This window comes from Paenibacillus plantarum (genome assembly GCF_013141695.1).
Classification (GTDB): Bacteria; Bacillota; Bacilli; order Paenibacillales; family NBRC-103111; genus Paenibacillus_E; species Paenibacillus_E plantarum.
Genome location: NZ_WHNY01000060.1, coordinates 302,952 through 317,561, shown reverse-complemented (window position 1 = coordinate 317,561; position 14,610 = coordinate 302,952). Strand labels below are relative to the sequence as shown.

Genomic DNA, 14,610 nt, shown 5'->3' with positions numbered 1-14,610 from the left:
TATGTTGGGGAGGAATTACATCGATGCATACCGTGTGGAAAGGCGCGATCAGCTTCGGGCTTGTTCATGTTCCTGTTAAAATGTTCTCGGCCACAGAGGATAAAGATATCTCTATGCGCTATATTCACAAAACGTGTATTACCCCGCTATCCTATGTCCGAAAGTGCCAGACTTGCGAGAAGGAAGTAGAGTGGGAAGAAATTTCGAAAGGGTACGAGTTTGAGCCCGGGCGTTTTATTCTTTTTGAAAAAGATGAGCTGGAGGAAATCTCCGGCGAGGCGAACAAGGAAATTAAGATTTTGGACTTCGTAAATTTAACTGATATTGACCCTGTTTATTTTCAAAAGACGTACTACCTCGGCCCTGGCGATACAGGCGCTGGTGCCTATATGCTGCTGCTTGATTCCATGCGCCAAACGGGTAAAATCGGAATCGCCAAGGTGTCCATCCGCTCCAAAAGCTCGCTAGCCGCCATCCGTGTCATTGATAACTGCCTTGCCATGGAAACCATCTTCTATCCGGATGAAATTCGTCCGATTTCGCAAGTGCCTAACCTTCCCGAGAAGGTTACCGTGAATGAGCGGGAGATGGAGATGGCGAAAATGCTGATCAATCAGCTCTCCACCCCTTTCGAACCAGAAAAATATAAAGACGAGTACCGCGCTCGCTTACTGGATGCGATTGAGCATAAAGTGGCAGGTGAAGAGATTCAGTCTGCGCCTGAGGTGCAAAAAACGAGTGTCATCGACCTCATGGCTGCGCTTCAAGCCAGCTTGAACGCGACGAAACCGTCCGATGGCAAAATAACGCTTGGCGCGGACGCTTCCGTGACCGAGGCGACAGTAGCGGAGAAAAAGCCCGCGGCTAAGCCACGAGCGCGAAAGGCCAAAGAGCCTGTCACTTGATAGCTATATTAAGAAGTGCCCTATCTTGGCATCCAAGATAGGGCACTTCTTTTGATCTGAAGGGGTTGAGAGTTAGGTTGGTTGAGTTGGTTGAGTTGGTTTGGTAGGTTGAGCTGGTTAAGTTGAGTTGGGTTAACTGTAAAAACTACAGCTAATTTCGATCAAATCCGCCCGATTTTTCAATTAGATGGATTTCCTGATGTTAATTCTTGCTGTTTGGATCAATTCCTTACATTTCTCCGAAATTAGCTGTAGGAAATCCAGTTATGTTCATAAATTCATCATTTTCGATCAAATTAACATCAGAAAATCCAGTTAACTTCTTAACTACCCCCTCACTCCCTACTCCACTCCATTCCCATCTACCTTCTCTGCTCACCAAACAGCTCATCCCCGAGAAGCCATTTTCATCCTCCTACTCCTCATCAGCGCCAGCATGAGCAGAACCACAGGCAATACAACCATAAAGATAGGAAAAATGAAACGAGCAGCTATTTTCTGAGGAAAAATAATCGAAATCTCCTCATAATTCACAGGTATGAAGGTTAAAAGCATCACAACGATAGCGGTAATCCAGGTGACGATCTTCCAATTCCTGATGCCGAGCAGTTGTGACGTTCCATAACTCGCTACAAATAAATACAGCGCCAGTTTGGTGAATATACTCATGATCCAGATCGTAACGACAATCGCATCCAGATTTTCAATAATACCGCCAATGGATATGGAACGGACGATCATGAGCATCGGATAGGGATAACCAGCAGCGACATGAGGACCGAACATCAGGATGCTGACGATTATCGATAGCACCGTAAGCACACCTGTGAGCATAACCCCGCTTATCGCATATCTAACGGTGTTCTTCCGCTTATCCACAAAAGCGATCAACATCATAATCATAATGCAATCTCCTAAGAACGCGGCTGTCGGAAGCGCTCCTTTCATCAGGATCATCATGTCATTATCTAAGTAAATTGGAAGCAGTCGATCCCATTTCAATTGATTAATACTTAGAAACATTGGACCCAACACGCAGAGTAAGATAATCGGCCCTGTAACTTCACAAATACGTGCCAACACACCTACACCATGCAAGGTAGGGTACAAGACGACAAGAAGCATCGGTATTTGAATGACATAGAGGGGAGTCTTCGGCATAATGGTCCCTGTAATGAATAAGCTGAATTGTCTCAAAATCACGGTAAGTATGACAAGCCACACTAGGATGAAGAGGGCTGAAATTAAGCCACCTAACCATTTGCCCAGTAGAATGCGATTATACTCGACTATGGTCAACCCAGGGAACATCGTACTAAGTTTGCCACATATATAAGCAATGAGCATCCCTACTACTGTCGCGAGTAGAATGGAAATCCACGCATCCTGTTTAGCAATTTGTGCTGCAGGAGCAATCGTGAGCAGGATCGTCATAATAATTTGCATGCTAACCATCATCCAGAATATTTGCCGATTCGATAATGCCATATCACTCATTGATAACCCCACCTATCTCTGCTGACCGGTCATGGAAGGAAAATTCGATATACCTGGTCTCTGTATGGTACTTTTCACTTCCAGCTGAACGTCCATCGTTGGGAAGATGGTACTCCAATTCGCCTTGACTTGCTTCCATTCCCGTGGATATTTTTTATGAAAAGCCCTTGCAAAGCCGAGTACGTCCGCCTTTTGATCATGTTGTAACTGTTGCAACGTATCTCTCAAAATCTCCTTGATCTTCTTATCGAATGGCGCTTCTAACTTTCTCATATTGTCAGAGCCGTTAGCGAGGAGGAGCTCGGTCGAATTTTGAACGACATCCGCTTCTAAGTCCAATTGCACGGTCATTTTCCAAATACCGTTCTCAATCGAAGGTTTCAGATGGAGATCTGTCGTAATGATTTTGATCACGACTTTTCCCCCCGCCTCTTGTTCGGTGAGTGTAATATTACGGCCCAGATCTTCATGAATAAACAACCGAATGCCCATTTGTTCATCGCTAGATAGAAAACAAGCCAGTTTCCCTTCCTTAATCACCGACATTCCTTCTACGGTCAGAATCGTTTTCTTCGTTTGATTCGTGATTAATTTGCTCCTATTGGCAACCGGCAGTAGGAAGGCACCGGATTCCCCAGTTAATAATTCCTCTATATCATGCATAGTTGCAGATTTAATCAATGGCTTCTGCGAAAGTTTAATTAAGGTTTCATAGGTATTGGGGTCATTCTGAGCTTCTAACAGTTCCCTAGCTGTTCCTTTGCACATAAAGAAATTAGCCTGTTCCCGCGGTTGAATATCCCTGAATAAGAAATCGAAATCATCAAACATCCCACTCCTAGCCAGTTCTTCGCCAAAGAAGTAAGCTTTGGCATGCCCCCAAGAGAAATAACGCGGAAATTTCTTTTGCAATTCCGATAGCGCATCTGGCATCGAGTTTCCTTTGGTCGATACCGTGTACACATTACCTTGCCCGGTACCTCCTTCCCCCGCAGAAGCGGCAGGATTCGGTATGAAGACTTGAACGGTCACTTCGATTTCATCCTTCGTGATCTTGTCGACTCCAGCGGCTATGATAAAAGCCATATCGTTCACCTCAATACGATCCCAACACCCTGTTAAGAGCAGGACACATAGTGAAATGACAGGAACGGATACGTATAACCTCATAGCTAGCCCCTCCTAACCGCTTAATTCTCATTCCGTTCATCTGAATGCTCGGGCTGCCTTTTCAAATTATTGTTGTCAGCATAAAAGGCAGGACGTGTATTCATTTTGCTGGTGGGAGCACGAAACAAAACATCTTTAATTCCTTTGGGATAAATGGGGGCAAATGGAGCCAAATATGGGACACCGAAAGAACGGAGAATACACAGATGACTAATGATTAACAGCAGCCCCAGAATAAGGCCAAATAAGCCTAAGATACCGGATAGAATCATGATTGGAAAACGAAGGATTCGTAAGGAGATCCCCGCCGAGTATTGCGGCATCATAAACGAAGAAATGCCCGTAATGGCTACAACCATAACCATAGGAGCAGATACTAAGCCCGCTTGGATAGCTGCTTGTCCAATGACGAGTGCGCCAACAATACTGACGGCAGAACCAACTTGCCTAGGCAGACGAACTCCCGCTTCACGCAAAGCTTCGAAAGTAACTTCCATAATCAACGCTTCGACCAAGGCAGGGAAAGGGATCTCCTCCCGAGATTTAGCAACACGAAGCAACAGCGTTGTAGGAACCATTTCATGATGAAACGTTAACACAGCCACATAGATCGCCGGAGCCAACATGGCAATAAGGAAAAAAGTATAACGAAGCCAACGAATGAGACTTCCAATCAGGAAGCGTTGATAATAATCTTCAGGTGACTGCATGAGGGACCAGAAAGTAGTTGGAGCAATGAGAGCAATGGGCGTATTATCCGTAATAATTACAACACGGCCTTCTAACAAACTCGATACAGCCACATCAGGGCGTTCCGTTGTTTGTACTTGGGGAAAGGGTGAATAGATATTACTCTCGATCATTTCCTCGATGTAGCCACTCTCAAGTACCCCATCTAGCTTAATTTGGGAGATTCTCTCTGAAACCTTGCTTATGATTTCTGGCTTGGCAATCCCCTGCATGTAGGCCAATGTAACATCTGTCTTCGAATAATTGCCGAGAGTGAAAGAAACGAATTTCAACGCGGGTGTCTTTAACCTTTTTCGAATTAATGACGTATTCACGACTAAAGATTCTACAAAGCCCTCGCGTGGACCACGGACGACAGACTCTGCTAACGGCTCATCTACTGCCCTACCTTCAAATTGCGGTAACTCAATAGATAATGCCCCTTCGATCGTGTCTAACAGTAGAACAGCCTTACCTCCAAGCACATTATCGATAACATCACCAATTATGCGCAGCACTTTATATTGGGATACCGAAATGCAGTTCATCACCTTGTCCATGGATACCACGGTTTCTGCACTAGCTTGCTTAAGAGGTTCGAGGACATAACCATCAAGCAACTCTACATTCACCATTCCTCGTAAAAACAGGACGGATGCTTGAAGGCCACTCGCAAGATGCATCGACGCGAACATAACATCATCACAAGCTGTAAATACGGTTTGCAAATGAAGGATATTCGAGGAGAGTTCAGTCGACACCAAGGTATGGAATACTTCCTTGTCTATACTCGGATCCTCAGGAAAAGGTTGATTCATTCAAAACTCCCCTTTCATTCTCACATTCATTTAGGTATTGTTATGCTCTCAAAATCACACGGCTATTCAGTTACTGCCAATGCAGGGGCATTTTAACAGACCGCCCATGTCATCTTGCTTGAAAGAACCTAAATTGGTGAAGAATGGTAGGATAACGACAATGTAAAGGGGTTATGACCGTTGGATTTTAAACCAATCCTCCCATTTGAGCCAGTTAGCACGGATGATTGGCCAGTTGGCACTCATTTTACGAGTCAAATCAAGTGGGATGGGGTAAGAATGCTGCTGTACTTCGACGGAAGTACGACCAAATTAATCAATCGAAGACTCAATGATCGAACCCTGCAATACCCTGAGTTAACGAATCCCCAGGCGTTCTGTACAGCAAATTCAGTCATTTTGGATGGGGAGATTATCGCACTATCCGATGGTAAACCCTCCTTTTATGAAATTATGAAACGTGACAGTGCCAGGAAATCCAGCACAGTGACTCGAGCCATGCAGCAAGTCTCTATCACTTACATGGTCTTTGATATCCTCTATGTAAACGGAGATTGGTTACTGCATTTGAGCCTGAAAGAAAGACAAAATAAGTTAGCATCCATCATGAAACCAAACCACCTCGTCCAACTCGTCACCAATCATGATGATATGGAAGCACTATTTGCGATTGTGAAACAGCATGAATTAGAGGGCATTGTGATTAAAGACCTGACAAGCAGTTATGTCATCAACGGCAAGGATAAGCGATGGCTGAAGAAAAAAATTTTCAAGGATCTCTATGCTGTCGTAAGCGGTGTTACCTATAGAGGCAAGATCGTAAATTCCCTCTTGTTAGGCTTATATGATGATCAGGGCCAGTTATGGTATATTGGCCACGCGGGTACTGGCAAACTTACCGTGAAAGACTGGCAACATGTCACCGATATGGTTCAAAGCATAACAACGCAAGAGCGTCCCTTCATCAATGAACCCGAAAGGTCGAAAGAAGCGGTTTGGATAACTCCCCAACTTGTTGTCAAAGTAAGCTTTATGGCTTGGACCCACAACAACACATTGAGACACCCCAGCATACAATCTTTTATGAATATGGATGTAAGCTTGTGTAACTTCAATCAGACTTAGTTTACTTGAAGCGATCGATTAAGCTTGACACACTTTAAAAACCAGTATAAATTTAAGGCACTACGGTCTACAGTTGTGCACTTAGTCATATTTATAAACTAATCTTATACTGGTTGCGTTATGGAGGAGCCTGTCACCAAGGGCTTCTTATGTTCTTTTTCGACATAAGGAGTCCTTGGTAGGGCTCTTTTTTTATGCCCAAAAACAAACACACATTCGATATTCAGGAGGATCTAGAACTATGGAACAGCAAGCAATCTTGGCAATTGGCATTTTTTTACTTACGTATGGCATGATCATCACCGAAAAAATACATCGCACCATCGTGGCTATGATTGGTGGAGTCCTTATGGTCGTTCTTGGTGTTGTTGATCAAGGTTCCGCTCTGCATCATATTGATTTCAATACTCTTGGACTCCTAATTGGCATGATGATTATAGTAAGTATTACGGCAGAAACAGGATTATTTACCTATATCGCATTAGTAGCAGCAAAGAAGGCAAAGGGTGATCCTGTCCGAATTCTGGTATCACTCGTACTTATTACAGCTATTGGCTCAGCTTTTCTTGATAATGTCACCACCGTACTGCTCATGGTACCTGTCACCTTCAGTATCACACGCCAATTGCGTGTTAATCCCGTACCGTACCTCATTACGCAAATTCTGGCATCTAATATCGGCGGTACTGCAACGCTTATCGGGGACCCACCCAACATCATGATTGGGAGTGCTGTTAAAGAGCTAACCTTCATGGCCTTTATAAATAATCTTGCACCTGTTGTCGTCATCATTATGGCGGTCACAATTCCGATCTTCATTATCCTTTTCCGCAAGCACATACAAACTACTCCTGAGCTAAAGATGAGTATCATGCAAATTGACGAAAAAGAAGTCATTACAGACCGTAAACTGCTAACCAAAAGTCTTTCCATTCTAGGAATTACGATCATCGGGTTCTTTCTTCACCAGCTGCTTCACCTTGAATCCGCGACAGTAGCCTTAGCAGGGGCATTTCTATTACTGCTACTGACGGGGGAACATTCGATGGAAAAAGCTTTCACCAAAGTTGAATGGTCAACGATTTTTTTCTTTGTTGGACTTTTCGTCTTGGTGTCGGGTTTGGTAGAAACAGGAGTAATTTCTAAATTAGCTGCTGGAGCCGTAGAATTAACGGGAGGTCATCCTATTGCAACGTCTATGTTAATCTTATGGCTCAGCGCAATCGCCTCAGCATTTCTAGACAACATCCCTTTTGTGGCAACAATGATCCCTATGATTCAGGAAATGGGTACGATGGGGGTGGAGAATTTAGAACCGCTTTGGTGGAGTTTGGCATTAGGCGCTTGTCTTGGAGGTAATGGAACACTTATCGGAGCAAGTGCTAACTTGATCGTCGCTGGCTTGGCTGCAAAAGAAGGACACCCCATCAAATTTATTGCTTTTATGAAATATGGTTTTCCACTTATGCTTGTCTCCGTTGGCTTAGCCAATATTTATATGTATGTTAGATATTTCATGTAACTAATTTTTATCTATACAGGAGTCCAGAAATTTGAGATATTTACATCGTCGTTTATTTAATAGTCGATCTGGAGGATCTCATGATTTATTTAGCTATTATCATCTTTTTACTTACAATTACCTTCGTCATTTGGCAGCCGAAAGGCTTAAGCATTGGTTGGTCAGCATCAGCAGGAGCATTGCTTGCCCTCGCTTTCCAAGTCGTTTCGCTGCAAGATGTCGCCACAGTTACAGGCATCGTGTGGAACGCAACGCTCGCTTTTGTCGGCATCATTATCATCTCTATTATCTTAGATGGGATCGGCTTCTTTGAATGGTCCGCGCTCCACATGGCGCGTTTGGCCAAAGGAAATGGAAAGCGCATGTTCGTCTACGTGATCCTGCTCGGGGCAGCGGTTTCCGCCTTTTTTGCGAACGATGGTGCGGCCTTGATCCTTACGCCCATCGTATTGGCTATGGTCAGAGCTATGAAATTGCCCGATGCCGCCATTCTCCCGTTTATTATGGCAAGCGGCTTTATCGCGGACACCACGTCACTGCCCTTTGTCATTAGTAATTTGGTAAACATCCTTTCTGCGGATTTTTTCGGGATCGATTTCGTTACCTATGCAAGCCGGATGTTCGTAACGAGTCTGTTCTCGTTAGGCGCAAGCTTGCTGGTTCTCTACCTGTTTTATCGCAAACAAATTCCTGAAAGCTATGATATCGCGGAGCTGAGACCCCCTTCGGAAGCGATTAAAGATCTGAGGCTGTTCCGCTTGTCCTGGTGGATTCTCGGCATTCTATTAATCGCCTATATTGGCAGTGGATTTATTCACGTTCCTGTTTCCTTCCTCGTTGGAGCTGCCGCTATCGGCTTCCTCCTTATTGCTAGAACGAGCGCCGTGATGGATACCAAACAGATTGTGAAGGAAGCTCCATGGACTGTCGTCATCTTCTCCATCGGAATGTATGTGGTCGTCTACGGCCTCAAGAATGTCGGACTTACGGATGCGCTAGGGGAACTGATCGACATCATTTCTGGTGAAGGGCTTTTTGTTGCCACGATAGGTATGGGATTCCTTGCGGCGATCCTCTCCTCCATCATGAACAATTTGCCAACTGTGCTAATTGATGCTTTAGCCATTCAAGGTACACAAACTGAGGGCATCCTCCGAGAAGCCCTGATTTATGCCAATGTCATCGGGACCGATCTGGGGCCCAAAATGACACCTATTGGCTCACTAGCCACTCTGATCTGGCTCCATGTGCTTGCCAAAAAAGGGGTGAAAATTACGTGGGGCGGTTATATGAAGGCTGGCGTAATCCTGACGATCCCCACCTTACTCATCACGTTAATCGGTTTGTACCTGTGGTTGCAGGTAATATCCTAATCTGCTGTCCAGCTTTAGTGTGACTCCGTTTGAGAACCACTCGCATAGGAAATAATTGTAAATAAAAGCTCAGAAGGAGCGATTCCAAGCCTATGGCATTCAAAGCAGAGAAAGCTAAGCTTCTCGTGGAGGGCAACGAGTTGACGATCACGAATCCGAATAAGCCGCTATGGCCTGATTTAGGCATCACGAAGGCGGATTACCTGACGACATTAAGTGAACTCTCGCCCTACCTCCTACGTTACTGCCGTAATCGCCATCTAACAACGATTCGATTTCCACATGGGTATGATGACAAGTCCTTTTATCAGAAAAATGCACCCGATCCAGTGCCAAGCTTCGTTAAGCTAGCGCCGCTAGATGGCATCAACTATGTGAATTTAGACTCGTTATCTACGCTCATTTGGCTCGGGAATCTGACTTGCTTGGAATTTCATCCTTCCTTCCATTACATCGGGAAGACGAATCCTGCAGAATGGCTCATTGATATCGACCCAACCTTGGAGGAAGAACCTCGCATCATGGAGGCTGCACTTATCATCGGTGAAGTGCTTGATTCGCTGCGAATTCAGTCGGTTCCCAAAACCTCTGGAGCAACAGGCGTACAAATTTACATTCCGATTCAACCTGGCTATACGTTCGAAGAGCTCCGAAGAATTGGACATTTCATCGCAACCTACACGGTTAACATGTACCCGAAGCTGTTTACCATCGAGCGCTTCAAGAAAAATCGCGGTGATAAGATCTATATCGACTACCTCCAGCATTGGTATGGAAAAACACTATCTGCTCCTTATACGCCGCGTGCGAGAAAGGACGCAACGATTTCCACTCCTTTGCTTTGGAAAGAAGTAGAGCTTCGTCCAAGCATTAGCGAGTTCAATCAACTAACCATCATGAATCGACTACGAATCTATGGGGACCTGATTGACCGTGTTCCACCTCAAAATTTGAATGCTATACTAACTAAATTAAAAGAGTAGTTCTAATTAGAACTACTCTTTTTCATCAAAATAAAGGAGATAACAATCGCGCAATTCTCTCTTTTCTTTTTTCACCAGGCGACCTCATCTCAAATTCAGATCGTATAACTTCCGTAGATGACTCCAAATCCATCACGAAATCTCTCTCCAAACGTGAAATTACCTTCACATCAAACATCACGGCATTCAATTCGAAGTTACTGAAAAAGCTGCGCATATCCACGTTCGCCGTGCCTACCGTTGCCATGATGTCATCCACGATAATCACTTTGGCATGAATAAACCCTTTCCGATACAAATAGAATCGAACGCCTACCTGTAATAATTCCTGTAGATAGGACTTTGACGCATATTGGACAATTGCGGAATCCGCCTCAAATGGAAGAATGATACATACATCAACACCACTAATTGCGGCAGATTTAAGGGCCATTATGATGCTCGGATCGGGAATGAAATAAGGCGTTGTAATCCAAATTCGTTTCTTCGCTGCAATCAATCCCGCAAAATACATTTCTTGAATGGCATCCCATCTGGTATCAGGACCACTAGAAATGACTTGAACGATCGAAGACTCCTGTACAGAATGAGCTGGATAGTAACGCTTCTCCCCCAAGCTTCTTTCCCCACTAACGAAATACCAGTCCGTCAGAAAGGTACGCTGTAAATCGTATACGGAGTCCCCATGCAGCATGACGTGCGTATCTCGCCAGAAACCAAGTTTAGGGTCCCCGCCAACGTACTCATTCCCAATATTAATTCCTCCAACGAAACCAACCAGGCCATCAACAACCACAATTTTGCGATGGTTCCGATAATTCAACCGTTTATCAAAGAAGGCAATCAATGGCTTTAGGAAAGGTTCCACAGCAATCCCCGCACGCTTCAATGAAGAAATGTAAGCCTTAGAAAGCGCATGACTCCCAACACCATCGTAAATGACCCTTACAGCTACCCCTGCCTTCGCTTTCGTAATTAATGCTTCTTGAAACCTCCTGCCAATCGCATCATCACGAATCGTATAAAATTCGAAGTGAATATGATCCCGGGCCTTCCCTATCTCTTCAAGCATCGCTTCGTACGTCACGTCGGCATTCGTCAGCACGTCGACCTGGTTCATTCCTGTAATCGGTGCATGTGGCACATGACGCAGCCATTCTCGCAGTCGCTGTTCACCCAGCAGGAAGCTGTCTCCGCCTTTTTGAGCGTCTAGACTGACAGTGTACGGAGCACTCTGGAGCTTTTGCATATCCGAATTATCGCTGCTATGACCATGAACTTTCTTCCGCCGAGCATATTCCCTTGCGATGAAGTAATACATAATGAACCCAATAATTGGGAAAATAAACAGAATACTCAGCCACGCTATTGACTTGGCAGGCCTTTTATATTCACAAATTAAAATCGTAGCTGCCTGAAAGATAAATAACAACAGTAATAAAATGATCCATAACAACAACACCAGCTCCTATCCCTACATCTGCATGCTGAGATAGCTTTTGCCAAGTCCTTCTGAGCTATACCTTTTCTTTCCAACTAAACCTTTACAAATAAAATTTTCCAACTTTCGTAATAAAATCCTGTTGTTTCGCAGAACATAATCTACGCATTCTTATTTCTTCAACTTGATCATGGCAGGAGGTGCCTCTCGCTTGGCCAAAACACCTAAATATTTGATGAAAAGCATTCTGCAAAGTCGTAAAACTGCCCCCTCCAACGAAGGTAATCTTCCTTCTGATTTGGATCAAGCTCTCGCTATTCCGTTTATCGAAGATCTTAAACAGACTAAACTCTCGCTGCTACTCGATGAGAATCATAAATTTATTAAAGACATGTTTCAGGAATGCTCCGATGTCGTTGTCAGGGAATTCGAAATTGACCCCCATATCCCTGCACTGCTGCTTTTCGTAGACGGTCTGACCAATACGGAACTTCTGAACGATACGATGAAGTCACTCATGCTGATCGGAGGCGGCGAAACCTCGATTGAGCGAATTGCTAATGTCATTCTGCCAGTGTCACAAACGCAGATTTCCGACAATTATGGTGACTTGCTGACTTCCGTTCTCGGCGGTGATGCTGCACTGCTCGTTGAGGGGAACGCGAAAGCCATTCTGCTCGGCATCCGTGGGACAGAGAAGCGATCTGTTGGTGAACCAGAGACAGAAACGGTCGTTCGCGGCCCAAAGGAAGGCTTCGTAGAGAGTATTCGTACGAACACTTCTATGATTCGGCGTAAGCTCAAGACACCTCGACTCAAGATGAAATCCATGTGTGTAGGCAAAGAGAGCAATACCAACCTGGTTATCTGCTATTTGGATAACTTAGCAATGCCTTCGTTAGTCGAAGAGGTCGTCAAACGACTAGAGCAAATCAAAATTGATGCCATTTTGGAATCAGGCATGATTGAAGAACTCATCCAGGACGATGCCTATTCGCCATTCCCGCAAATGCAATATACAGAACGTCCTGACGTAATCGCCTCCGCCTTGCTCCAAGGAAGAGTTGCGATTCTTACAGACGGCACGCCCTTCGCTCTCATCGTGCCCTTTGTATTCATTCAAATTATGCAAACGAGCGAAGACTACTATGAGCGATTTCAGATCAGCTCACTCTTACGCATGCTTCGTTATGTCTTCATGTTTCTGTCGTTAACAACGCCCGCACTCTATGTTGCGATAACGACGTACCATCAAGCACTACTACCAACAACACTAATGCTTAGTGTCGCTGCATCGCGAGAGGCCATCCCATTCCCGGCGGTCGTTGAAGCCTTCATCATGGAAATCACCTTTGAAGCTCTACGCGAAGCTGGCATACGTCTTCCTAAGGCGGTTGGCTCCGCCGTCTCGATCTTAGGTGCCCTCGTCGTCGGCCAAGCTGCTGTACAAGCTGGAATCGTTTCAGCACCCATGGTTATTGTTGTCTCGATTACAGGTATAGCTTCCTTTACCATTCCACGATTTAACGGTGCGATTGCTATTCGGATGCTGCGTTTCCCTATTCTCATTGCTGCCGCCATATTTGGGTTCTATGGCATCTTTTTCTCTTTAATGATTTTAATCGGGCACATGGCGAATCTCCGTTCATTCGGAGTACCTTATCTGTCTCCTGTCGGCCCTTTATCCGCTACGGATATGAAGGATGTCCTGATCCGTGCACCATGGTGGCAATTGAGGAAGCGTCCGGAGTTTATGGCTATTCAAGATAACACCAGTCAAGACGATTCTCTTGCGAAACAAATCAAGAAAGCGGGAGGTTTAGACGGCAGCAGCATCAACCACGTACACAAAGCCAATAAGGAGGAACAGTCCAATGATTCATCCTAAACAAACTGTTAGGCTAGTGGCGACTTTACTACTATCCACGACTCTTCTTACTGGTTGTTGGGATCGTACAGAGACCAATGACCTCGCATTTGTTCTTACTTCATCGGCTGATTTGGAGGATGACGGCAGATATCGTGTTACTTATATGTTCCCTCTCCCCGGTTCCATGGGTGGAGCTAGCGGTGGAGGTGGCGGCACCGCTGGAGGGAAAAGTTATTACATTGATTCCGAGGTCGGGCTCACCTTCCGCGATGCAGTCAGCAAGCTTCAAACACGTATGGCAAGACGCATCTTTCTCTCGCATCGCAGAACGATCGTCATTGGTGAAAAGCTAGCGGAAGCTGGCATCAATTCCTTGTTCGATGTTCTTCCGCGTTCACCAGAGAATCGGATGACAAGCTACCTGATCGTAACCAAAGGCAAAGGCTATGACCTCCTTAATACGGAGCCGAAATTCGAGCGCTTTCCTGCTGAAGTCCTTCGTGAATTAGCGAAGTCTCGCAGTTCTATGCCTACAACAATGAAGGATGTCGGGATGTCCTTAAGCTTTAACAGTGATCCAATCATGAGTTACATGGAACCTCGAGATGGTCAAGTCTCTAAAGAGCCATCCCATGAAATCCAATTCGTTGGTTATGGGCAGTTCAAAGGGGATAAGATGGTTGGCATTTATAAGAAGAAAGAAGCATCGGGGCTTTTGTGGCTTCGAAATCAAGCAAAAGAGCAACAACTCACATTCCCCTTGGAAGATGGCAAAAATATTTCCATCTCCATTGTTGGCGGCAAGACAGAGATATCACCTAAGCTTCTGGAAGACAAAGTCATGTTCGACATTATCGTAGAAGCTCGTGGTGCTGTGAGGGAAGACCTCACTGATGAGGATTTGTACAATTCAAATACCCTTCATAACGTAGAAACAAAGTTCGCAGAGCAAATCAAATTATCAGTTCTCGCAACGATTAAACAGATGCAAAAGGAAGGCACGGATTCGGCTCAACTTGGTCTCATTGTTTGGCGAACACATCCGCAGAAGTGGAACGAACAATTCGGGAAGGATTGGGAGCGTTATTTTAAAGATGCTGAGTTTAATATTGTTGTGAAAGCCTCCATTCCCGATACAGGTGTGATTAGCCGCAATGTGACTAAAGGAGGGATTTAG

General features: G+C 44.9%; 11 protein-coding genes. 7 read left to right on the top strand and 4 right to left on the bottom strand.

What is annotated here, in order from left to right:
- The first annotated feature begins 23 nt into the window (after positions 1–23).
- Positions 24–905, top strand: a complete 882-nt coding sequence (gene ku, locus GC096_RS19500) for a non-homologous end joining protein Ku (protein ID WP_171632499.1) — start codon at positions 24–26, stop codon at positions 903–905.
- 387 nt (positions 906–1,292) lie between these two features.
- On the opposite strand, the gene GC096_RS19495 is transcribed toward ku, so the two are convergent.
- Genes GC096_RS19495 through GC096_RS19485 form a run of 3 tightly spaced genes read right to left on the bottom strand, consistent with a single transcriptional unit; the run spans position 1,293 to position 5,119 of the window.
- Positions 1,293–2,402 (bottom strand): GerAB/ArcD/ProY family transporter, encoded by a 1,110-nt coding sequence (locus GC096_RS19495; protein ID WP_171632497.1) that lies wholly within the window; start codon positions 2,400–2,402, stop codon positions 1,293–1,295.
- A gap of 12 nt (positions 2,403–2,414) precedes the next feature.
- Complete coding sequence (locus tag GC096_RS19490) at positions 2,415–3,572, bottom strand: Ger(x)C family spore germination protein (RefSeq protein WP_171632495.1); 1,158 nt, start codon at positions 3,570–3,572, stop codon at positions 2,415–2,417.
- A 20-nt stretch (positions 3,573–3,592) separates the two neighbouring features.
- Entirely contained in the window at positions 3,593–5,119 is a 1,527-nt protein-coding gene (locus GC096_RS19485) for a spore germination protein (protein ID WP_171632494.1), read from the bottom strand.
- 180 nt (positions 5,120–5,299) lie between these two features.
- On the opposite strand from GC096_RS19485, the gene GC096_RS19480 reads away from it, so the two are divergent.
- The 4 genes from GC096_RS19480 to ligD all read left to right on the top strand — a co-directional run bounded on the left by GC096_RS19480 (position 5,300) and on the right by ligD (position 10,122).
- Positions 5,300–6,244, top strand: coding sequence for an ATP-dependent DNA ligase (locus GC096_RS19480; protein WP_171632492.1), 945 nt, complete (start codon positions 5,300–5,302; stop codon positions 6,242–6,244).
- Positions 6,245–6,485: 241 nt separating this feature from the next.
- Positions 6,486–7,766 (top strand): ArsB/NhaD family transporter, encoded by a 1,281-nt coding sequence (locus GC096_RS19475; protein ID WP_171632491.1) that lies wholly within the window; start codon positions 6,486–6,488, stop codon positions 7,764–7,766.
- Between the two features lie 80 nt (positions 7,767–7,846).
- Entirely contained in the window at positions 7,847–9,139 is a 1,293-nt protein-coding gene (locus tag GC096_RS19470; RefSeq protein ID WP_216626180.1) for an arsenic transporter, read from the top strand.
- 92 nt (positions 9,140–9,231) lie between these two features.
- Complete coding sequence (gene ligD / locus GC096_RS19465; protein WP_171632489.1) at positions 9,232–10,122, top strand: non-homologous end-joining DNA ligase; 891 nt, start codon at positions 9,232–9,234, stop codon at positions 10,120–10,122.
- Positions 10,123–10,147: 25 nt separating this feature from the next.
- Here the strand turns inward: ligD and cls are convergent, their stop codons facing one another.
- Positions 10,148–11,578 carry a cardiolipin synthase gene (gene cls, locus GC096_RS19460; RefSeq protein ID WP_171632487.1) on the bottom strand — a complete coding sequence of 477 codons (1,431 nt, stop codon included), beginning with the start codon at positions 11,576–11,578 and terminating at the stop codon, positions 10,148–10,150.
- A 376-nt stretch (positions 11,579–11,954) separates the two neighbouring features.
- Here cls and GC096_RS19455 point away from each other — a divergent pair, with 376 nt between their 5' ends.
- Positions 11,955–13,451 carry a spore germination protein gene (locus GC096_RS19455; RefSeq protein ID WP_376769510.1) on the top strand — a complete coding sequence of 499 codons (1,497 nt, stop codon included), beginning with the start codon at positions 11,955–11,957 and terminating at the stop codon, positions 13,449–13,451.
- A complete protein-coding gene (locus tag GC096_RS19450) occupies positions 13,438–14,610 on the top strand; it encodes a Ger(x)C family spore germination protein (protein ID WP_171632486.1) in 1,173 nt (390 codons plus the stop codon). Before GC096_RS19455 ends, GC096_RS19450 begins: the two co-directional genes overlap by 14 nt.

What these genes read in the sequence shown, in the direction of transcription:
- ku (WP_171632499.1), top strand. Translation starts at nt 24, where the DNA reads ATGCATACCGTGTGGAAAGGCGCGATCAGCTTCGGGCTTGTTCATGTT.
- GC096_RS19495 (WP_171632497.1), bottom strand. Translation starts at nt 2,402, where the DNA reads ATGAGTGATATGGCATTATCGAATCGGCAAATATTCTGGATGATGGTT.
- GC096_RS19490 (WP_171632495.1), bottom strand. Translation starts at nt 3,572, where the DNA reads ATGAGGTTATACGTATCCGTTCCTGTCATTTCACTATGTGTCCTGCTC.
- GC096_RS19485 (WP_171632494.1), bottom strand. Translation starts at nt 5,119, where the DNA reads ATGAATCAACCTTTTCCTGAGGATCCGAGTATAGACAAGGAAGTATTC.
- GC096_RS19475 (WP_171632491.1), top strand. Translation starts at nt 6,486, where the DNA reads ATGGAACAGCAAGCAATCTTGGCAATTGGCATTTTTTTACTTACGTAT.
- GC096_RS19470 (WP_216626180.1), top strand. Translation starts at nt 7,847, where the DNA reads ATGATTTATTTAGCTATTATCATCTTTTTACTTACAATTACCTTCGTC.
- ligD (WP_171632489.1), top strand. Translation starts at nt 9,232, where the DNA reads ATGGCATTCAAAGCAGAGAAAGCTAAGCTTCTCGTGGAGGGCAACGAG.
- GC096_RS19455 (WP_376769510.1), top strand. Translation starts at nt 11,955, where the DNA reads ATGTTTCAGGAATGCTCCGATGTCGTTGTCAGGGAATTCGAAATTGAC.
- GC096_RS19450 (WP_171632486.1), top strand. Translation starts at nt 13,438, where the DNA reads ATGATTCATCCTAAACAAACTGTTAGGCTAGTGGCGACTTTACTACTA.